The organism is Acidovorax sp. Root70, assembly GCF_001428225.1.
In the GTDB taxonomy this organism is placed as follows: domain Bacteria; phylum Pseudomonadota; class Gammaproteobacteria; order Burkholderiales; family Burkholderiaceae_C; genus Acidovorax.
The window spans coordinates 119,529-139,484 of the sequence record NZ_LMHQ01000029.1 but is presented as its reverse complement, the minus strand read 5'-3'; the positions used below and the strand labels follow the sequence as shown (position 1 = coordinate 139,484).

The following is a 19,956-nucleotide window of genomic DNA, read 5'->3' as shown; positions in this document are numbered from 1 at the left end:
AGCCTCCCGTAGCCGAACTGAGCCATGGAACTCGATTTTTCTCCTGTCTGGGCCGGATTGCCCCAGTTGCTGGCGGGCGCGCTGGTCACCGTGGAAATCACGGCCGCCTCGCTGCTGCTGGGCTGCGTCATGGGCCTGCTGGTGGGCATTGGCCGCCTGAACCCCAAGCGCCGCGTGGTCTACGCCCTGTGCACCGCCTACGTGGCTGCGATCCGCGGCACGCCGTTGCTGGTGCAGCTGTTCATCCTGTTCTTTGGCTTGCCGCAGTTCGGCATCTTGCTGCCCGCGTTTGTGTGCGGCGTGATTGGCCTGGGCATTTACTCGGGTGCCTATGTGTCCGAGGTGGTGCGCGGTGCCATCCAGTCCATCGACAAGGGGCAGATGGAGGCTGCGCGCTCCATCGGCATGTCCTCAGGTCTGGCCATGCGCACCGTGGTGCTGCCGCAGGCAGTGGTGCGCATGATTCCGCCGCTGGGCAATGAGTTCATCGCGCTGATCAAAAACTCCGCGCTGGTGTCGCTGCTCACCATCCACGATCTGATGCACGAGGGGCAGAAGATCATCAGCGTGTCTTACCGCTCGCTGGAGGTGTACCTCGCGATTGCGGTGGTGTATTTCATCCTCACGGGTGTCACGACGCTGGTGCTGCGTCGCATGGAGTTGCGCCTGCGTGCCGGAGGGATGGTGCAATGAAAAAAGAATCTGCAATGAACGGAGCAGGCCAGTCCGCCGAGCCCATCGTGCGCATCCGGGGGCTGCGCAAGTCGTTTGGCAGCCATGTGGTGCTGAACGGCATCGACTTTGATGTGCTGCCTTCGCAGGTGGTGGTGGTCATCGGGCCCAGTGGCTCAGGCAAGAGCACCTTCTTGCGCTGCTGCAATGGGCTGGAGCAGCCAGAGGGCGGCACGGTCGAGATCTGTGGCCGCACGCTGGTGCAGGACGGCCGCATGCTGCCCGACCATGACCTCAACGCCCTGCGCGAAGAGGTGGGCATGGTGTTCCAGTCGTTCAACCTGTTTCCGCACCTGTCGGTGCTCGACAACGTCACGCTGGGCCCGCGCAAGCTGCGCGGCCTCTCGCGCGAGGACGCCGAGGAGCGTGCGCAGGCCTTGCTGGCCAAGGTGGGCCTGGCGCACAAGGCCGCGGCCATGCCCGCCAGCCTGTCGGGCGGGCAGAAGCAGCGGGTGGCCATTGCCCGCGCGCTGGCCATGGAGCCGCGCGTGATGCTGTTCGACGAGCCCACCTCGGCGCTGGACCCGGAGCTGGTGGGCGAGGTGCTGCAGGTCATGAAACTGCTGGCCAGTGAAGGCATGACCATGATGGTCGTGACCCACGAAATGGACTTTGCGCGCGAGGTGGGCGATGTGGTGGTCGTGATGGATGGCGGCGGCATCATCGAATCCGGCCAGCCCGCCACCATCTTCACCAACCCTACGCAGGAGCGCACGCGTTCTTTCCTGCAGGCGGTGCTGACCCGCGCCTGAGCCAGGGGGCGGCATGGTGCACGACAACGGTCAACAACCTACAAGGAGACAGCCTCGCATGCCCCCGTTCTCACCCGGCAATGACCGGCGCCAGCGACAGCACTTTCAACAGCGTTTGCAAGAGCGCCTGACCGCAGACCACATTGCCCGCTTTGATCGGGATGGTGCGCTCTGCATCAAGCAACTGCTCACGCCTGAAGAGGTTGCGCTGCTGCGCGATGGCATCGACGCCAACCTGGACGCGCCCAGCCCGCGCGCCAAGGTGGCCAGCCGGCCGGATGACCCGGGCCGTTTCTTCGAGGACTTCTGCAACTGGCAGGACATCCCGCAGTTTGGCCGCTTTGTGCGCGACACGCCGCTGGCCTTGGCTGCGCAGCGCCTGATGCAGTCGCGCACCGTGCGGCTGTACCACGACCATGTGCTGGTCAAAGAGCCGGGCACGCGCCAGCGCACGCCCTGGCACCAGGACCAGCCGTACTACAACATCGACGGCATGCAGAACATCAGCATGTGGATTCCGGTGGACCCGGTGTCCCGCGCTGCGACGCTGGAGTTTGTGGCCGGTTCGCACAAGGGGCCGTGGCTCATGCCGCGCACCTTCATGGACAACCAGGCCAAGTGGTTCCCCGAGGGCAGCCTGCAGGACTTGCCCAACGTCGAGGCCGACCGCAACGCCTTCCCCATCGTGGGCTGGGAGATCGAGCCGGGTGACGTGGTGTGTTTTCACATGCTCACGCTGCATGCGGCCGGCGGGGTGGAGGGCAGCAACCGCCGCCGTGTGTTCTCGGTGCGCTTTCTGGGCGACGACACGCGCCATGCGCCCCGGCCGTGGAAGACCTCGCCCGAGTTTCCGGGCCTGGCCGACGAGCTGCCTGCCGGGGCTGAGATGGACCACCCGCTGTTCCCGCTGCTGGTGGACGGAAACGACGTGCCACAGGGGGAACGGGCGTGATGCAGTTTCTGGACCTGGCCGCCACACCTTCGGTGCCATGGAAGAACGGGGGCGGCAGCACGCGAGAACTGGCGTGCTGGCCGCCCGGCGCGGGCATGGACGGTTTTGGGTGGCGCGTGAGCGTGGCCACCATTGCGCACCCTGGGCCGTTCTCGGCCTTTCCGGGCGTGGACCGGCAGATCATGCTGCTGGAGGGCGATGGCGTGCACCTGCAGGGCGCCGCAGGGCATTGGCAGCACGCGCTGGAGCGCTGCTGGCAGCCGTTTGCTTTCTCTGGCGACGAGCCGGTGGACTGTCGCATGCTGGGCGGTGTTTCCACCGACTTCAACCTCATGCTGCGCCGGGGTGCGTGGAACGGCAAGCTAGAGGTGGTGCACGATGTGCCGCCGCCCGCTGGAGGGGCTGCGGCCGGCCTGTGCATGGTGTTGCAAGGCGCCTGGCGGTGCGAGGCTGGCGACACGCACCCCGCGCAGGTGCTGACGGCAGGTCAGGGCGTGTGGTGGGTGAACGAGGGCACCGCAGTGGCGCCGTCGATCACCCCTGCGCGCGCCACCAAAGGCGCAGGGTCTGCCGACGATGCACCGGTGCTGGCCTGGGTGGCCCTGCACACGGTCTCCGCACCATAATTCGAATCAAATAGGCTGTATGCGCTAGTGGAATATGCGCTGACAGCTATAGAAAATATAGCAAATCAACCCATGGACACAACAGCAGACGGCAACAGGCAGGGCGTGGTCCCGAAGATGTCTTGCGCGCCCAGCGCCGATGGCGTGTGGCTGAACCTGCGGCCCGTGGCCGCGTTGTGGGTGGCGGATGTGCCGGTGCCCGAGGGCGCGCCGGCATGTGTGGTGGTGCAGGGCGGCGCCGTGCAGTGGGTGGGCCCGCAGGCCCAGGTGCCAGCGGCCTTTGCCGCCTTGCCCCGCTTTGATGGCAGGGGTGCCATCACCACCCCCGGCCTGGTCGATTGCCACACCCATCTGGTGTACGGCGGGCAGCGCGCCAACGAGTTTGCGATGCGGCTCGCAGGCGCCACGTATGAAGAGGTCGCGAAGGCGGGCGGGGGCATCGTGTCGTCTGTTCGCGCTACGCGCGAGGCGTCTGAGGACGAATTGTTCGCGCTGGCCGCGCCGCGCCTGCAGGCGCTGCTGGATGAAGGTGTGTGTGCCATCGAGATCAAGTCTGGCTATGGCCTGGCGCTGGAGCATGAACGCAAGCAGCTGCGCGTGGCCCGTCGCCTGGGCGAGGCCTTTGGCGTCACGGTACGCACCACCTTCCTCGGCGCGCATGCGCTGCCGCCCGAGTATGCAGACCGCAGCCAGGACTACATCGACCTCGTCCGCTACGAGATGCTGCCCGCACTGGCAGCCGAAGGGCTGGTGGATGCGGTGGACGTGTTTTGCGAGCGCATCGCCTTCACGCTGGCCGAGACCGAGCAGGTCTTCCAGGCCGCGCGCAAGCTCGGCATCCCCGTCAAGCTGCATGCCGAGCAGCTCTCGGACATGGGCGGTTCGGCACTGGCTGCGCGCTACGGCGCGCTGTCGTGCGACCACATCGAGCACCTGTCGGCCGACGGCATCGCCGCCATGAAGGCCGCAGGCACCGTGGCCGTGCTGCTGCCCGGCGCCTACTACACACTGCGCGACACGCACCTGCCACCCATTGCGCAACTGCGCGCGGCGGGCGTGCCCATGGCCGTCTCTACCGACCACAATCCCGGCACTTCACCCGCGCTCAGCCTGCTGCTCATGGCCAACATGGCCTGCACGCTGTTTCGCATGACGGTGCCCGAGGCGCTGGCGGGCATCACCACCCACGCTGCGCGCGCGCTGGGCCTGCAAGATACCCACGGCCTCATTGCCTCCGAGCGGCCCGCCAATTTTGTTCTCTGGCCGGTGGGTGAGGCGGCCGAGCTGGCCTACTGGCTGGGCCACAAGCCCGCTTGCACCATCGTGCGGCAAGGTCACATTCACGGAGTCTTGGCATGATGAACCAGTTGTTCGCCACCGATGCATTGCTGCCCACCGGCTGGGCGCGCAACGTGCTGGTCGCGTGGGATGGGGCAGGGCGCATTACCCAGGTCACCCCCAACAGTGCCGTCCCTGCCGGGGTCGCGCAGGCGCCTGGCCCGCTGCTGCCCGGCATGCCCAACCTGCACTCGCACGCGTTCCAGCGCGCGTTTGCGGGCCTGACCGAATACCGCGCTGAGAGCCAGGACAGCTTCTGGAGCTGGCGCAACCTGATGTACCGCTTTGCCGCGCGCATCACGCCCGCGTCGCTGGAGGCCATCGCCACCTGGCTGTACGTGGAGATGCTGGAGGCGGGCTACACCAGCGTGTGCGAGTTCCACTACGTGCACCACGACCAGGGGGGCGCACCGTATGCCGACGATGCCACCTTGTCGCTGGCCCTGCTGCGCGCTGCGCGCAATGCGGGCATGGGCATCACGCTGCTGCCCGTGCTGTACCAGACCAGCGGTTTTGGTGCCAAGCCACCCCGTGCGGACCAGGCACGCTTCATTCGCAGCACGGACAACATGCTCTCGTTGTTGGAGCGCCTCGCGCCCTTGGCGCAGGCGCAAGGAGCGAGTTTGGGCCTGGCACCGCACTCGCTGCGCGCGGTACCGCCCGACAGCCTGACCGCCGCCGTGCGGGGCCTCACGGCGCTCAACCCCCAGGCGCCCATCCACATCCACATTGCCGAGCAGACGCAGGAGGTGGACGACTGCTTAGCCTGGAGCGGCCAGCGCCCCGTGCAGTGGCTGCTGGAGCACGCACCCGTGGACGAGCGCTGGTGCCTGGTGCATGCCACCCACATGACGCCGCAGGAATACCAGGACGCAGCCCGTACGGGCGCCGTGGCGGGCATCTGCCCCACCACCGAGGCCAACCTGGGCGACGGCATCTTCGACATGCCGCTGTGGCTGCAGCATGGCGGGCGCTGGGGCGTGGGCTCGGACAGCCATGCCTGCGTGAACGCAGCGGAGGAATTGTTGATGCTGGAATACGGCCAGCGCCTGTCGCTGCGGCAGCGCAATGTGCTGGCCACCCCAGCCCAGTCCGAGGTGGCCGCTGCCATGACCCTGCAGGCCGTGCACGGCGGGGCGCAGGCTGCAGGCCGCGCCATTGGCGGCCTGGCCGTGGGCCAGCAGGCCGATCTGGTGGCGCTGGATGCGCAGCATGTGGCTCTGCGCGATCTGCCTGCGCACAGCATGTTGTCGGCCCATGTGTTTGGCAGCCACCGCACTTCTGCCATCGACAGCGTGTGGGTAGCGGGCCAGCGGCGCATCACGGGCGGCCGGCACACGCTGCATGATGCGGCGGCCCAGGCGTTTGTGGCCGCGCGCTCGGCCACCATTGCACCCGATTGAAGCACCCGATTGAATTCATACCCGTGAGCTCGTGATGACCGATACCTCTCCACCCCCCTTTGTGTTTTATCCCGGCACTGCGCCGCTGCTGGTGTCCATGCCTCATGCAGGCACCTACGTGCCGCCCGCGCTGGCCGCGCGCTTTACCGATGAGGCACGCCAGGTGCCCGACACCGACTGGCACATGGAGCGCCTCTATGCATTTGCCAAAGACTTGGGCGCGTCCATCCTCGTGGCCACGCACTCGCGTTATGTGGTCGACCTGAACCGCCCGCCGGATGGCGCGAGCCTGTACCCCGGGCAGAGCGTCACAGGCCTGTGCCCGGTCGATACGTTCGACGACACGCCCATCTACGCTAAGGGCGACGTGCCCGATGACGCCGAGATCGCCGCGCGCCGCGATGCCATCTGGGCGCCGTACCACGCGCAGCTGCGTGCCGAGCTGGATCGCATCCGCGCCCAGCATGGTTTGGCCGTGCTGTGGGACGCTCACTCGATCCGCTCAGTGCTGCCGCGCTTTTTTGAAGGCAAGCTGCCCGACCTGAACCTGGGCACGGCCAACGGCGAAAGCTGCGACCCCGCACTGGCGCAGGAGCTGCTGGCGATTGCCCAGTCGGCGCCGGGCTACACCGCCGCGCTCAATGGCCGCTTCAAGGGCGGGCACATCACGCGCCACTATGGGCAGCCCGCGCAGAATATTCACGCGGTGCAACTGGAGATGACCCAGTGCAGCTACATGCAGGAGGCTTTGCCTTTTGACTACCTGCCCGATGTGGCAGCTGGTGTGCAGCCGCACCTTCAGCGCATGCTGCAGGCCGCGCTCGCCTTTGCGGCAGCGCAATCGGTGTGAATCGGGCGCCACGCCCCCTTCGGGGTTATCGGTGCTAGTATGGGTCGGTCGGTCCGCCATGGACCGCCGTCTGGGCCAGCATTCACGCATGAGCCCGTTGTAGCGGGAGGAGCCGCGCCCCATGGACCCCACCGCTTATTACTACATGCCCTTGTTCAAGCCCGGTGCCTTTGTGCAATGGAACCACCAGCGCGAGACCGTGAGCCATGTGGTCGTGCGCCGCAACTCTCTCATGGTGTATCTGGTGGGGCATGAGTCCCCGGTGCACCCCGACGCGCTGCATCTGGCGCCTACCGCCTTTCAGCTCACGCGCGCGCCAGACCGTCTTTGAACGCGGGCAGCCCCGCCGATGGAATGAGCGTTAACCGCCAGCGCGCTGCGCCATGGCTTCACCCAGCTGGATGGGCCGTGTGGGCGACCATTGCGGGTTGAACTGCAAAGGCCCCTGCGGGAACAACATCACGACGGTAGAGCCGAGCAAGAAGCGGCCCATCTCCTCGCCTTTTTGCAGGCGGACCTGGCCGGGTGCGTAGTCCCACTGCCGCAGCGTGCCCGTGCGCGGCGGGTTCACCTGCCCATGCCACACGGTGGCCATGCTGCCCACAATGGTGGCACCTACCAGCACCAGCACGAAGGGGCCCTGGGCCGATTCAAAAAAGCACACCACGCGCTCGTTGCGCGCAAACAGGCCGGGTACACCGCGTGCCGTGGTGGGGTTGACCGAGAACAGATCACCGGGCACATGGACCATGCGCGTGAGCTCGCCCCCGCAAGGCATGTGGATGCGGTGGTAGTCGCGCGGGCTCAGGTACAGCGTGGCGAAATGTCCGTTGTCAAAACGGGCAGCGGCAACGGCGTCGCCACCCACCAGGGCTGTGGTGGAGTACGTGTGTCCCTTGGCCTGGAAGACCTGGTCTTTGGCGATGGGGCCGAACTGGCTGATGGCGCCGTCCACAGGGCAGATCAGGTCGGCTTGGGCCAGCGGGCGCGCGCCGTCTTTCAGCGCACGTGTGAAGAAGTCGTTGAAGCTGGTGTAGCTGGCGATGTCGGGGTTGGCTGCCTCGGCCATGTTGACGTTGTAGCGGCCCACGAACCAGCGGATCACCGAGGTGGTGAGGCCGCCGAGGCGGGCCGATGCGAACTTGCCAGCCAGGGTGGTCAGTGCCTGCTTGGGCAGGAGGTATTGCGGCAGAACTGCCAGGCGATCAGACACGGGCGAACCCCTCAAAGACGAAAGCGGACGATTCTATCGGCGGGGCGCCGTTGCCCGCACGGGGTCATACCCCGAGGTATTGCTCTAGCAGCAGGGGCTGCGCATGCAGGGCGTCCGAGCTGCCCTCAAACACCACCTGGCCCTTGACCAGGATGACGTTGCGGTCGGTGATCTGCGTGACGTGCTTCCAGTTCTTGTCCACGATCACGCTGCTGATGCCGCTGTCCTTGATGAGGCTGCAGATGCGCCAGATCTCGCGCGCGATCAGGGGCGCCAGGCCTTCGGTGGCTTCGTCGAGGATGAGCACGTCGGGGTTGGTCATCAGCGCGCGGCCGATGGTCAGCATCTGCTGCTCGCCGCCGCTGAGCTGCTGGCCGCCATGGCCCAGCCTTTCCTTCAGGCGCGGGAAGGTCTCCAGCACGCGCTCGTAGGTCCAATCGCGCTGGCCGCGTGTGCCGGCGCGGGCGGCCATCTGCAGGTTCTCGACCACGCTCAGGTTGCCGAAGATGCCCCGGCCTTCGGGCACGTAGGCAACGCCCAGCCGGGCCACCTCGTAGGGCGGTTTGCCGGTCATGTCGCGGCCCGCCACGGCCACGCTGCCCGAGCGGGGTTTGACCAGGCCCATCAGCGACTTGAGCAGGGTGCTCTTGCCCATGCCGTTGCGGCCCATGAGGCCGATGGTCTCGCCCTGGCCCACGGTGAAATCAATGCCGTGCAGGATGTGGCTGCTGCCGTAGAAAGTGTGGATGCCCTTGGCATCGATCCATGGAGTGGTCATCTCAGTGGTCCTCCCCCAGGTAGGCGGCCTGCACGGTGGCATCGGCGCGCACCTCGGGCGGTGTGCCCTGCGCAATCACCTCGCCGTTGACCATTACCGTCAGGCGGTCGGCCAGCGCAAACACGGCATCCATGTCGTGCTCGACCAGCATCATGGCGTGGGCGGGCTTGAGGCGCTGCAGCAGCTCGACCATGCGCTCGGCCTCTGCCACGCCCATGCCGGCCAGGGGCTCGTCGAGCAGCAGCACCTGCGGCTCGGTGGCCAGGGTCATCGCAATTTCGAGCTGGCGCTGCTCGCCGTGGCTCATGGCCCCTGCAATCGCGGTGCGCCGGTCTTTGAGGCCAGATAGCTCGATAGCGCTTTCAAGACGTGCGCTGGTTGCTCTGTTTTTGATAGTGCCAGAGCGGGTGTCCTGCCACCAGCGCAAGGGGTTCCAGGGCTGCCGTGCATCGCGCGACTGGGCCGCCAGGCGCACGTTCTCGTGCACGGTGAGCGGCAGGAAGATGTTGGTCTTCTGGTAGCTGCGGCCCAGGCCCTGGCGCGAGATGCGTTCGGGCGCCCAGCCGGTCACATCGGTGCCGCCCAGCAGCACCTGGCCCGAGCTGGGTGGCAGGTCGCCCGAGAGCAGGTTGGTCAGCGTGGACTTGCCCGCGCCGTTGGGGCCGATCACCGCATGGATCTTGCCCCGCCACAGGTCCACCGAGACACCATTGACAGCGGCCAAGCCGCCAAAGCGCTTGGTCACCTTCTGCGCGGACAACAGGACTTCAGCCATGGTGCAAGCCCTCCGAGGCCTGGGCCGCACGGCGCTGGGCAAACATGCCCAGCAGCCCGCGCGGCGCGGCCACCACCACCAGCACGATGAAGCAGCCCATCAGCAGTTGCCAGTGTTTGCTGATGTCCTTGAATGCGTGCAGCAGGTACTCGAAGGCAAATGCACCCACGATGGCGCCCGCAAAGTTGCCCATGCCGCCCAGAATGACCATCATGATCGCGTGTGCGCTCATGTGAAAGCCCATGAGTTCCGGGTTCACATAGCCGGTTTGTGCGCCCCACAGGTACCCCGCCAGGCCAGCCAGCGCCCCGGCGATGGTGAAGGCGGTGAGTTTGTAGCCCCGTGTGCCAAAGCCCATGGCGCGCATGCGGTGTTCGTTGATGCGGATGCCAGCCAGCGCGCGGCCCAGCGGGCTCCACAGCAGGCGGCGCAGCAGCGCGTACACCAGCACCACCAGCGCCAGCGTGAAGTAGTAGAAAGTCTTGCGTCCCTCCAGATCGAACGGCAACCAGCCGAGGATGGAGGCATCGGGCCGGAAGTTGATGTACAGCCCGTCCGAGCCGCCCAGCACCTTGTTGTCGAAGAACAGGTAGAACACCATCTGCGCAAAGGCCATCGTGACCATGATGAAGTAGATGCCGTGGGTGCGCACCACAAAGAACCCGATCACCAGCGCTACTAGGCCGGATGCGGCCACTGCCAGCGGCAGCGACCACCACAGGCTCACAGGCATGTCGGCGGGCGTGAGAAAGGCGAGGGCGTAGCCCGCTACGCCAAAGTAGGCGGCGTGGCCCAGCGAGACGAGCCCGGTCACGCCCTGCAGCAGATCCAGGCTCATGGCAAAGATGGCCATGATCATCATGCGGGTGACCATCTGCACATAAAAGTCGCTGCCCACCACAGGGAACAGCAGCAACGCAGCCAGCCCCAGTGCCAGGGCGAACTGCACGCTGCGTGGCAGCACTTCGATATTGGCGCGCGGGGTACTCATGAGCGGCCGCCGGGCCGCCCCAAGGCGGTGAAGGCCCCCTTGGGGGGCAGCGAAATACACGAAGTGATAAGCGTGGGGGGCTTTGTCATTGCTTAAAGAGGCCTTCAGGTTTCCACAGCAGCACGGCTGCCATCAGCATATAGACCAGCATGCCCGCCACCTGCGGCAGCAGCACCTTGCCAAACGTGTCGACAAAGCCCACCAGCAGCGCAGCAATGAGCGCGCCTCGCACGGAGCCGATCCCACCAATCACCACCACCACAAAGCACATGATGAGCACCGAGGAGCCCATGTTGGGGTAGACGCTCGACACGGGCGCAGCCACCATGCCCGCGACCGCCGCCAGGCCCACGCCCAGCGCGAACACGATGGCATGGATGAGCTTGATGTTCACGCCCAGCGACTCGGCCATGTCGCGGTTGAAGGCGCCCGCGCGGATCTTCATGCCCAGGCGGGTCTTGGAGATCAGCAGATACAGGGCCACGGCCAGCGCGATACAGACGCCCGATATGAACAGCCGGTACACCGGATAGGAGAGGGTGTCGGTGAGAGGAATGGACCAGTCCAGCAACTTGGGGATAGCCACGCCGTGCACGTCGTCGCCCCACAGGATGGAGCGCAGCTCTTCAAAGATGTAGATCAGCCCGAAGGTCAGCAGCACCTGGTCCAGGTGGTCGCGATGGTAGAAGTGGCGAAACAGCAGCCATTCCAATACCAGGCCAAACACCACAGCAAGCGCGGCGCCCCCCAGGATGGCCAGCGTCAGGCTACCGAACTGGCCGGAGAGCGAGTACCCCAGGTATGCGCCCAGCATGTAGAAGCTGCCATGCGCCAGGTTCACCACGCCCATGATCCCGAAGATCAGCGTGAGCCCGGCCGCCAGCATGAACAGCAGCAGGCCGTATTGCACGCTGTTGAGCAACTGGATCAGGAACGTGGCGAAATCCATGGAGGGCTGGGTTTGGAGTGCAAAAAATCAACCCGCGCAGCACGAGACCGGCGGAAGAAGCCCGGCATCCAAGCCGGGCGGTCGGGTCGGAAAATGGGCTGACCGAACGGTTTAGCCCATGCGGCAACCGGCGCCGCTGTCGGCCAGCGCCTTGGCGGCCACGCCGATCACCTTGTTTTCCTTGTTCTCCACGCGGCGCAGGTAGATGTCCTGCACGGGGTTGTGCGACTTGCTCATGGTCCACTTGCCGCGTGGGCTGTCGATGACGGCGCTTTCCATCGCCTTGATGACGGCCGGCTTGGCAGACAGGTCTCCCTTGACGGCGTTGGCACCCTGCACCAGCAGCAGGCCGGTGTCGTAGCCTTGCACAGCGTACACGTCGGGCTGGCTGCGGAAGGCCTTGGCGTATTCCAGGCGGAACTGCTTGTTGCGCGGCGTATCCAGCGAGTCGCTGTAGTGCATGGTGGTGATGATGCCGTCGGCCGCTGGGCCTGCAGCGTCCAGCACGCCTTCGGTCAGGAAGCCCGAGCCATACAGCGGAATCTTGTCCTTGAGGCCGGCCGCCGCGTAGTCCTTGATGAACTTGGCCGCGCCGCCACCGGCAAAGAAGCAGGCCACGGCATCGGGCTTGAGCGCGGCAATCTCGGTCAGCAGCGCCTGGAATTCGACGTTGGGGAAGGGCAGGCCCAGTTCCTTGACGATGGTGCCGCCCGCCTTGGTGTAGCTTTCCTTGAAGCCCTCAAACGCTTCGTCACCAGCCGCGTACTTCCAGGTGATCCAGACGGCCTTCTTGTGGCCCTTTTCGACCATGGCCTTGCCAAGCGCCAGTGTGGGCTGCGAATTGCTGAACGAAGTGCGGAACACGTTGGGAGCGCAGAGGGCGCGGGTGGCTGCGTGTACGCCTGCGTTGGGGATGAGGTTGAGCACGCCGGTGTCGCGCGCCACTTTCTGGATACCCATCTGCACGCCGGAGTGCACGGTGCCGATCAGCACGTCCACCTTGTCGCGCTGCACCAGCTTGCTGGCGTTTTCCACACCCTTGCTGGGCTCGGATTCGTCATCGACCTTGAACCACTCGATCTCACGGCCGCCAAGCTTGCCGCCTTGCTGGTCGATGGCCAGACGCACGCCATTCTCGATGGCCACGCCCAACTGGGCAAAAGTGCCGGTGTAGGGCAGCATGAATCCCACGCGCACCTTGCCGCTCTGAGCGCGCACGATGGAGGGCAGCAGCAGGCCCGTGGATGCTGCGCCGACGAGGGCGGCACTGCGGCTGATGACGAGGCGGCGGGTGGTCATGGGGCTTGTCTCCTTTGTTTAGGCTTAAAGTAATTTACTGCAAGCGTTCGGTGGTGAATACCTATGGGTTACCCGTACCGGAGGTAGGACTGGGTTCAGAGCACAATCACTGCCCATGTCCTGGGGCTATGCCGTCAACGCGCGGCAGGTTGAGGGCATGGCAAGAAGCTGCTTCTGACTCCGGTGGAAAAGGGGGTGAATTCGCAGATGAATTAAAATGCATGTTTTTATTTTTTGTGCAGTATAGAGCGTGTTTTTGGATTGAGGTGGTCGATTCTGTTCTGCCTCGTAGGTAGTTTCCAGCAGGGAGCTGTTGCGACGCCTCCAACCGAGGGCTGGCTCGCTCCAGGCGGCTGATGCCCCTCGGCGCACCTGCACCATGGCACTGGCGGCACAATGGCGTCGGATTCTTCAATCGGTTGCGCCATGTAGCGGCATCCCGGCAGGCCCGTCGCGATGGGCGCTGCACAGCGGCCCGCAACTCTCCAGTTTGCCGGTTGAGCACTGATGTAGCTTGCGGCGGCCTCCGTCCTTTCGTCCTGTATGTCTTCTTCCCCCCCCGACCTCTCTTCTTCAATGCCTTCCCGCCAGCCATTGGCCGAGCGCTTGGTCGAGTGGCTGCGGCATTTCTGGCCCGCCCCGCTGGGCATCGATGGCCGGGAGCGCCTGCGCTTTGTGGTGGGGGCGATGATGGGCATGCTGCTTACCGCGTGGCTCAGCCGCTGGTGGGCCCAGGGCAGTGGCTCCGGCCCGTGGATGGTGGCGTCGTTGGGGGCCAGTGCCGTGCTGGTGTTTGGCATGCCTTCCAGCCCTCTGGCCCAGCCCTGGCCCGTGCTTGGCGGCAGCACCCTGTCGGCATTGGTGGGTGCGGTCTGCTCGACACTGATTCCAGACAAGGTTTTGGCGGGCGCCATTGCCGTGGGCCTGGCCATTGCGCTCATGGTGCCGCTGCGGTGCCTGCACCCGCCTGGGGGGGCCATGGCGTTGTACGTGGTGTTGACCTCGGGCGATGGGTGGCACCTGGCCACATTCCCGGTGTTGTTCAACGTCGTGCTGTTGTTGATCGCTGCTGTGGTCTACAACGGGTTGACGGGCCGCCGTTACCCCCATCCTCAGCGCGTCGTTTCGCGGGTGGCAGCAAGCCAGGGGGCTTTCACCGCCTCGGATGTGGACGCGGCACTGGCCCATTACAACCAGGTGCTCGACGTGAGCCGCGCGGACCTGGAGGGGCTGTTGCATCTGGCGGGACGTGCGGCGTTCCAGCGGACGCTGGGAGAGCTGCGGTGCGCGGACATCATGTCCAGCCCGCCTCACGCCGTGGAGATGGGGGTGTCGCTCAAGGAGGCGTGGGCGCTGATGCGTTTGCAGCAGATCAAGGCACTGCCGGTGGTGGATACCCAGCGCCAGGTCATCGGGATCGTGACAGTGGCCGACTTCATGCGGCTGGCCAACCTCGATACCCACGAAGGGCTGGGGCAGCGGTTGCGCACGCTGGTCATGGGGCGTGGCGGGCAACCGCAGGCCGTGGGCGAGATCATGTCCCACCCGGTCCAGGTGGCGCGCGCCACGCAGCATGCGATGGATCTGGTGCCCCTGTTCTCGCAGGGCGGCCACCATCACATTCCCATAGTGGATGACGTGGACCACCTCGTGGGCATCATCACCCAGACCGACCTGGTGCGCACCCTGGCCACCGCAGTGCAAGGCCGATAGCGGGCGGCAGGTGTGACGCAGCGCCCGCGCCACAGAGCACACCGTGCGCCCATAGGCAAAACAATGCGTGTCGCGGTACAATTGATGGGCTTTGCACAGCGCTGACGCCTGTTCATTGAAGCCGTCTCCCCGGCCCTCTGCCTGATCTGCGCCCTGGGTGCAGCCGACTCCCACCGCCCGCCATGCACCGTGTGTCGAGTTTCGACAACACTGCAGCTGCCGTGGTGAACGCAAAAATCCCGCTCAGGCGCCGACCACAGAACATTTGCTTAGAAGAGATAGAGAAACACATGGCCAAAGAAGAACTCATTGAAATGCAGGGCTCCGTCACGGAAGTCTTGCCTGACTCGCGCTTTCGCGTCACGCTGGACAACGGTCACCAACTGATTGCCTACACCGGCGGCAAGATGCGCAAGCACCACATCCGCATCCTGGCGGGTGACAAGGTGTCGCTCGAGATGTCGCCTTACGATCTGACCAAAGGCCGCATCACGTTCCGCCATCTGGCCGGTCGCGGCCCTGGTCCGTCGTCCAGCCGCTGATCCCTTCTTTCTCGGTCCGTGGCAGACCGAGGAAGGTGTTTGATTTTTCTGGTTCGTCTCTTGTCACGTCGCAGCCCTTGGGCTGTCTCCCTGTCATCGCTTCGCCTCGCCACTTTCTAAAAAAAGTCAAAAAAGCGGGCGTTGAACCAAAAACAGGGGATTTGGCGGGTTAGAATACGAGCTGTCGGAGCGTAGCGCAGCCTGGTAGCGCATCTGCTTTGGGAGCAGAGGGTCGCGAGTTCGAATCCCGCCGCTCCGACCAATGTTTGAAGGCCTTGCAGCACATGCTGCAAGGCCTTTTTTCTTGCCCGTCCGTGCCTTGCACATGGTGCGGCCAAGCCTCGCCTTCGTCGGGCCAACGGCATGCGCAGCAGTCCATTCCGGCAGGCTCGTGGAATCTACGTACCATTGGGTTCATCGTTGGTGGGCGTTTGTCCGCTTCGATCCTGCCGTGTGCCATGCACGGTGCTTGCTGGTATCGCCATGACATTCTCCGCACCTCCTGCAGCCATCTCTGCGCCGTCACCGCCCTCCAAAGCGCTGGCATTGCCCGCGGCGCACCGTTACGACGCAGTCGATGCCCTGCGGGGGCTGGCCATGGTGTGGATGACGGTGTTCCACTTTTGTTTTGATCTGAGCCACTTTGGCCTGTGGCCGCAGAACTTCCGCGTGGATCCCTTCTGGACCACACAGCGCACTGTCATCGTGAGTCTGTTCCTGTTCTGTGCGGGGCTGGGTCAGGCCATTGCCTTGCACCAGGGGCAGGGCTGGCGCCGGTTTGGGCGCCGCTGGGTGCAGATTGCCGGGTGTGCGCTGCTGGTATCTGCCGGGTCGTTGGTGATGTTTCCGGCAAGCTTCATCTACTTCGGTGTGCTGCACGGCATGGCGGTGATGTTGCTCGTTGCGCGATGTACCGCTGGTTGGGGGCGCTGGCTCTGGCTGACCGGGCTGGTGGCCATGGCCTTGCCGTGGGCGGCGCAGCAGCTTCTGACGGGGATATGGGCAGATGCCGCGCCCTGGTTCAACGGGCGGGCTTTGAATTGGCTGGGGCTGGTGTCCCGCAAACCGTTCACGGAAGACTATGTGCCGGTGCTGCCTTGGTTGGGCGTGCTCTGGTGGGGGCTCGCCGCGGGGCAATGGGCGACGCGTGCACACAAGAGTTGGCTGCAATGGCGGTTACCCGCCGGACTCACTCTCCTGGCGACGCTGGGGCGGTGGAGCCTGAGCTACTACATGGTCCACCAGCCGGTGATGATTGGCCTGCTGATGGCTGTGGTGTGGGTAATGGGGCGGACTTGAGCCTTGTTGATCCAGGGGGCATTGCGACACAGCCCAAGCCCATAAAAAAACGCGACCGAGGTCGCGTTTTTTGTTGCCAGAACGACTGAGTTCCCGTTGGCTTATTCCACTTTGGCCTTGGCGCGCAGGTCTTCCTGGAACTTGGCCAGCTTTTGCTGTTGCAGCTGCTGTGCCACTTGTGGCTTGACTTCTTCAAGCTTGGGCAGCTCGGCCTGGCGCACATCGTCCAGGCGGATGATGTGCCAGCCAAACTGGCTCTTCACGGGCGTTTCGGTCATCTTGCCCTTTTCGAGCTTGACCAGCGCTTCGGTGAACTCGCTCACGTAGCTCGATGGGTTGGCCCAGTCGAGATCGCCACCCTTGGCGCCGGAGCCTGGGTCCTTGGATTGCTTCTTGGCGATGTCTTCAAACTTGGCGCCCTTCTTGATGGACGCAATGATGGCCTTGGCGTCGGCTTCCTTTTCCACCAGGATGTGGCGGGCCTTGTATTCCTTGCCGCTGTTGGCGGCCACGAACTTGTCGTATTCGGCCTGGATTTCAGCGTCGGTGACGGGGTTTGTCTTCTGGAAGTCGGCGAACAATTCGCGGATCAGAATGGCCTGGCGGGCCAGTTCCAGTTGGGACTTGTAGTCGGCCGAGGTTTCCAGGCCGCGTTTTTGGGCTTCCTGCATGAAGATTTCACGGGCGATGACTTCTTCCTTGATCTGGCCTTCGATGTCGGGCGTCACGGGGCGGCCCGAGCGTTCGACCTGCTGCTTGAGCGCTTCGACACGCTCCTTAGGAACTGCCTTGCCGTTGACGATGGCGACATTCTGGGCGGAAACGGGCAGGGCCAACGTGCCCAGCACGGCAGCGGCCACGAGGCCGGACAGGAGCTGTTTCTTCATGCGGAATCCAAAAAAATGAGGGTTGTTTGCCAGCTGAAATCCGGCAGGTATTGACTTGGGGCCGGCTCAGAGAACTTCAATGGCGAGGGCGTGAACGCCTTGGTCAATAAATTCTTGCAGCGCATCATACACAAGGCGGTGTTGGGCCACGCGGGTGCGTCCTGTAAAGAAAGGTGACGCGATCCGCACCCGAAAATGGGTGCCAAATCCGGTGCCGTTGGCACCTGCATGGCCGGCGTGGGCCGCGCTTTCATCCACCACTTCCAGGTGGCTGGGGGTGAGGCGGTCGGCCAGGGTCTGGTGCATCTGATCAGCAAGGGTAGTCATGGGCTTCGCGCTCGTTCAGGTAGTGGGCTCGTCGCCCTTGAGGTGGGGGGCGATGTAGATGCCCTGGGCCACCAGGAAGACCAGCGGAAACGCATAGCCCCAGAGCTTGAAGTCCACCCAGGCCTCGGTGCTGAAGTTCATCACCACGTAGGCGTTGATGGCCGACATGAAGGCACAGTAGATGATCCAGGCCACGTTCAGGCGCTGCCAGACGGTGTCGGGCAGATCGAGCTGGCTGCCCAGCAGCATCTTGAGAAAGTTCTTCTTGAGCGCCCACAGCGCCACCGCCAGGGCAATGGACATCGCGCCGTACAGCACGGTGGGTTTCCACTTGATGAACCGGTCGTCCTGCAGCACCAGCGTGAGCGTGCCAAACAGCAGGATCAGCACCAGGGTGACCTTGTGCATGGTCTGCAGCCGCCGGTCGATGGCATAGATGATGGCCATCTGCAAGGCCGTGGCCGCCATGAGCACAGCGGTGCCTACGTAGATGCCGTAGAACTTGTAGGCCCCGAAGAACAGCAGGATGGGGAAGAAGTCGATCAGAATTTTCATGGAGTCAGCAAGGAGTCCCGGGCTTCAGCGGTCGCCGGACTCGAAGTCCAGCGATGCCGAGTTCATGCAATACCGCAGCCCCGTGGGCGCTGGGCCGTCTTCAAACACATGGCCCAGGTGCGCCCCGCATTGTGCACACACCGTTTCGGTGCGGACCATGCCATGACTACGGTCCACGATTTCGGTGATGGCGCCCGGGAGGGCTTCCGAAAAGCTGGGCCAGCCGCAACCCGCATCGAATTTGGTGACCGAGTCGAAAAGTTTGGCGCCGCAGCAGATGCAGTGGTAGCTGCCGTCAGCCCAGTGGGCTTCGTATTTGCCGGTGAAAGGACGCTCGGTGGCGGCATGGCGCGTGACCTGGAAGGCCACGGGCTCGGCGCCTTTCTCGCGCAGCACGGCTTGCCATTCGGTGTCTGTCTTCTGGATGGGATGGGTCATGATGAACAGCTGATCTCGATGGAAGACGCCCAGTCGGGCGGGAAGGCGGCGTAGGCGTCATGCCCCGGGTGCTCGTCAAACGGGCGCTCCAGCAGCCGCTGCAGGGTTTGGAGTTCGCCAAAGTCGCCAAGTTTCGCCGCACGGATCGCCTGTTCGCCCAGGTGGTTGCGCAGTACGAATTTGGGATTGGTTTTGAGCATCAAATCGGCTTGATGCGCCACATCCATATGCCTTGAATGCTCTGAATATAGTAGCAACCACTGGTCAAGGCCAGCGCGGTCCGCAAACAGGTCGCGCACGGGCTCCATGTCTTGGGTGCCCACGGCGTGCGACAGGCGGCGCCAGAAGATGGGGTAGTCCACCCCGTTCTGGGCCAGCAGCAGCAAGATGCCGTCGAGGAGTGCACCGTCGGCGTCGTTGGCCTCCACCAGCCCCAGCTTGGCACGCATTTGGGCCATGAAGGCTTCTGGGAAAACCGTCTTGTAGGATTCCAGTGCCTGTTTGGCCAAGTCCTGGTCGCCGATCAGGGGCAGCAGCGCTTGCGCCAGGCAAAACAGGTTCCAGTACGCCACATTGGGCTGGCGGTTGTAGGCGTAGCGGCCTTGCGAGTCGCTGTGGTTGCACACGTGGCCGGGCACAAAAGCATCCAGAAACTGGAAGGGCCCGTAGTCAATCGTCAGGCCCAGGATGCTCATGTTGTCGGTGTTCATCACCCCGTGGCAAAAGCCCACGGCCTGCCATTGCGCCATGAGGCGCGCGGTGCGCTCGCTCACGGCCTGCAGCAGGGCGGCGTAGGGGTTGCCCGCGAGGTCCGCGCCGTCCCGGCATTCGGGGTAGTAGCGGTCGATGACGTAGTCGGCCAGTGTTTGCAGCGCGGCCTCCTGGCCGTTGGCAGCAAAGTGCTCAAAGTGGCCAAAACGCACAAAGCTCGGGGCCACGCGGGTGACGACGGCAGCGGTTTCGACCTCCTCGCGGCGCACCGGCCCGGGGGAGCCGGTGATGCACAGCGCGCGCGAGGTCGGCACACCCAGGCCGTGCATGGCTTCGCTGCACAAAAACTCGCGGATGCTGGAGCGCAGCACCGCACGGCCATCGCCCATGCGTGAGTAGGGTGTGCGGCCTGCGCCCTTGAGCTGGACTTCCCACCCCGTGGCCGTCTCCCCGAGCAGGATGGCGCGCCCATCGCCCAGCTGACCGGCCCAGACGCCAAATTGGTGCCCGCTGTAAACGCTGGCCAGGGGGCGTGAGCCTGCCAGCAGGCGGTTGCCGGTGAAGGCCTGCAGGGCCTCGTCGCTGCGCAGGGCGGACTCATCCATCCCCAGCAGTTGCGCTACGGCGGGGCTGGTCCCTACCCAATGGGGCGAGGGCAGAGGGGTAGGGCGCAGTTCAGTGAAAAAGTCGGGGCCCAGCGCGGCAAAGCCGTGGTCCCAGGCCAGGCCGAGGTCGGTGCGGGTGTCGCTGTCGGCAGTCAGGGTCATGGGCTGGATTGTCTCGCAGGCCGGATGCCCCGGTGCCCACAGGGCCATGGCAGGGTGTG

Annotated in this window: 22 protein-coding genes and 1 tRNA gene; 12 read left to right on the top strand and 11 right to left on the bottom strand. The window is 64.8% G+C overall.

Annotated features, from left to right (window positions below):
• The first annotated feature begins 24 nt into the window (after positions 1-24).
• The 8 genes from ASD94_RS17145 to ASD94_RS17110 all read left to right on the top strand — a co-directional run bounded on the left by ASD94_RS17145 (position 25) and on the right by ASD94_RS17110 (position 6,984).
• Positions 25-693, top strand: coding sequence for an amino acid ABC transporter permease (locus tag ASD94_RS17145; RefSeq protein WP_056645362.1), 669 nt, complete (start codon positions 25-27; stop codon positions 691-693).
• Complete coding sequence (locus tag ASD94_RS17140) at positions 690-1,484, top strand: amino acid ABC transporter ATP-binding protein (RefSeq protein WP_304440045.1); 795 nt, start codon at positions 690-692, stop codon at positions 1,482-1,484. The genes ASD94_RS17145 and ASD94_RS17140 overlap by 4 nt, the downstream gene beginning before the upstream one ends.
• A 58-nt stretch (positions 1,485-1,542) precedes the next feature.
• A complete protein-coding gene (locus ASD94_RS17135) occupies positions 1,543-2,436 on the top strand; it encodes a phytanoyl-CoA dioxygenase family protein (RefSeq protein WP_056645357.1) in 894 nt (297 codons plus the stop codon).
• Positions 2,436-3,062: a HutD family protein gene (locus ASD94_RS17130; protein WP_056645353.1), complete on the top strand. Its 627-nt coding sequence runs from the start codon at positions 2,436-2,438 to the stop codon at positions 3,060-3,062. The genes ASD94_RS17135 and ASD94_RS17130 overlap by 1 nt, the downstream gene beginning before the upstream one ends.
• 72 nt (positions 3,063-3,134) lie before the next feature.
• Positions 3,135-4,421, top strand: a complete 1,287-nt coding sequence (hutI, locus tag ASD94_RS17125; RefSeq protein WP_056645350.1) for an imidazolonepropionase — start codon at positions 3,135-3,137, stop codon at positions 4,419-4,421.
• Positions 4,418-5,803: a formimidoylglutamate deiminase gene (locus tag ASD94_RS17120; RefSeq protein WP_056645347.1), complete on the top strand. Its 1,386-nt coding sequence runs from the start codon at positions 4,418-4,420 to the stop codon at positions 5,801-5,803. The genes hutI and ASD94_RS17120 overlap by 4 nt, the downstream gene beginning before the upstream one ends.
• Before the next feature lie 34 nt (positions 5,804-5,837).
• Complete coding sequence (gene hutG, locus ASD94_RS17115; RefSeq protein WP_056645345.1) at positions 5,838-6,653, top strand: N-formylglutamate deformylase; 816 nt, start codon at positions 5,838-5,840, stop codon at positions 6,651-6,653.
• Between the two features lie 121 nt (positions 6,654-6,774).
• On the top strand, positions 6,775-6,984 hold the full coding sequence (locus tag ASD94_RS17110) for a hypothetical protein (RefSeq protein ID WP_056645342.1): 210 nt from the start codon (positions 6,775-6,777) through the stop codon (positions 6,982-6,984).
• 30 nt (positions 6,985-7,014) lie between these two features.
• Here ASD94_RS17110 and asd read toward each other — a convergent pair whose 3' ends face one another.
• The 6 genes from asd to ASD94_RS17080 form a co-directional block, all read right to left on the bottom strand.
• Positions 7,015-7,866: an archaetidylserine decarboxylase gene (gene asd / locus ASD94_RS17105; RefSeq protein WP_056645340.1), complete on the bottom strand. Its 852-nt coding sequence runs from the start codon at positions 7,864-7,866 to the stop codon at positions 7,015-7,017.
• A 64-nt stretch (positions 7,867-7,930) separates the two neighbouring features.
• Entirely contained in the window at positions 7,931-8,644 is a 714-nt protein-coding gene (locus ASD94_RS17100) for an ABC transporter ATP-binding protein (protein ID WP_056645336.1), read from the bottom strand.
• A gap of 1 nt (position 8,645) precedes the next feature.
• The gene (locus ASD94_RS17095; RefSeq protein WP_056645333.1) at positions 8,646-9,419 is read right to left on the bottom strand and encodes an ABC transporter ATP-binding protein; all 774 of its coding nucleotides are present in this window, start codon (positions 9,417-9,419) and stop codon (positions 8,646-8,648) included.
• The gene (locus ASD94_RS17090) at positions 9,412-10,410 is read right to left on the bottom strand and encodes a branched-chain amino acid ABC transporter permease (protein WP_056645329.1); all 999 of its coding nucleotides are present in this window, start codon (positions 10,408-10,410) and stop codon (positions 9,412-9,414) included. Before ASD94_RS17090 ends, ASD94_RS17095 begins: the two co-directional genes overlap by 8 nt.
• An 85-nt stretch (positions 10,411-10,495) precedes the next feature.
• Complete coding sequence (locus ASD94_RS17085; RefSeq protein WP_056645325.1) at positions 10,496-11,359, bottom strand: branched-chain amino acid ABC transporter permease; 864 nt, start codon at positions 11,357-11,359, stop codon at positions 10,496-10,498.
• A gap of 111 nt (positions 11,360-11,470) precedes the next feature.
• On the bottom strand, positions 11,471-12,658 hold the full coding sequence (locus ASD94_RS17080) for an ABC transporter substrate-binding protein (RefSeq protein ID WP_015014404.1): 1,188 nt from the start codon (positions 12,656-12,658) through the stop codon (positions 11,471-11,473).
• A 543-nt stretch (positions 12,659-13,201) separates the two neighbouring features.
• Between ASD94_RS17080 and ASD94_RS17075 the strand changes: the two genes are divergently transcribed.
• From ASD94_RS17075 to ASD94_RS17060, 4 genes are all read left to right on the top strand, one after another.
• The gene (locus ASD94_RS17075) at positions 13,202-14,371 is read left to right on the top strand and encodes an HPP family protein (RefSeq protein ID WP_056645323.1); all 1,170 of its coding nucleotides are present in this window, start codon (positions 13,202-13,204) and stop codon (positions 14,369-14,371) included.
• Between the two features lie 290 nt (positions 14,372-14,661).
• Entirely contained in the window at positions 14,662-14,913 is a 252-nt protein-coding gene (gene infA, locus ASD94_RS17070; protein WP_015014402.1) for a translation initiation factor IF-1, read from the top strand.
• Between the two features lie 185 nt (positions 14,914-15,098).
• Positions 15,099-15,175, top strand: a tRNA-Pro gene (locus ASD94_RS17065).
• Between the two features lie 221 nt (positions 15,176-15,396).
• Complete coding sequence (locus tag ASD94_RS17060) at positions 15,397-16,212, top strand: DUF1624 domain-containing protein (protein WP_255357451.1); 816 nt, start codon at positions 15,397-15,399, stop codon at positions 16,210-16,212.
• A 101-nt stretch (positions 16,213-16,313) separates the two neighbouring features.
• Here ASD94_RS17060 and ASD94_RS17055 read toward each other — a convergent pair whose 3' ends face one another.
• The 5 genes from ASD94_RS17055 to ASD94_RS17035 form a co-directional block, all read right to left on the bottom strand.
• Positions 16,314-17,099: a peptidylprolyl isomerase gene (locus ASD94_RS17055; protein WP_015014400.1), complete on the bottom strand. Its 786-nt coding sequence runs from the start codon at positions 17,097-17,099 to the stop codon at positions 16,314-16,316.
• A gap of 66 nt (positions 17,100-17,165) precedes the next feature.
• Positions 17,166-17,426 carry a BolA family transcriptional regulator gene (locus tag ASD94_RS17050; RefSeq protein ID WP_056645320.1) on the bottom strand — a complete coding sequence of 87 codons (261 nt, stop codon included), beginning with the start codon at positions 17,424-17,426 and terminating at the stop codon, positions 17,166-17,168.
• A gap of 15 nt (positions 17,427-17,441) precedes the next feature.
• Complete coding sequence (locus tag ASD94_RS17045; RefSeq protein WP_056645317.1) at positions 17,442-17,981, bottom strand: septation protein A; 540 nt, start codon at positions 17,979-17,981, stop codon at positions 17,442-17,444.
• Between the two features lie 24 nt (positions 17,982-18,005).
• Positions 18,006-18,419, bottom strand: a complete 414-nt coding sequence (gene msrB, locus ASD94_RS17040) for a peptide-methionine (R)-S-oxide reductase MsrB (protein WP_056645315.1) — start codon at positions 18,417-18,419, stop codon at positions 18,006-18,008.
• The gene (locus tag ASD94_RS17035) at positions 18,416-19,897 is read right to left on the bottom strand and encodes a YdiU family protein (protein ID WP_056645312.1); all 1,482 of its coding nucleotides are present in this window, start codon (positions 19,895-19,897) and stop codon (positions 18,416-18,418) included. The genes msrB and ASD94_RS17035 overlap by 4 nt, the downstream gene beginning before the upstream one ends.
• Between the last annotated feature and the right edge of the window lie 59 nt (positions 19,898-19,956).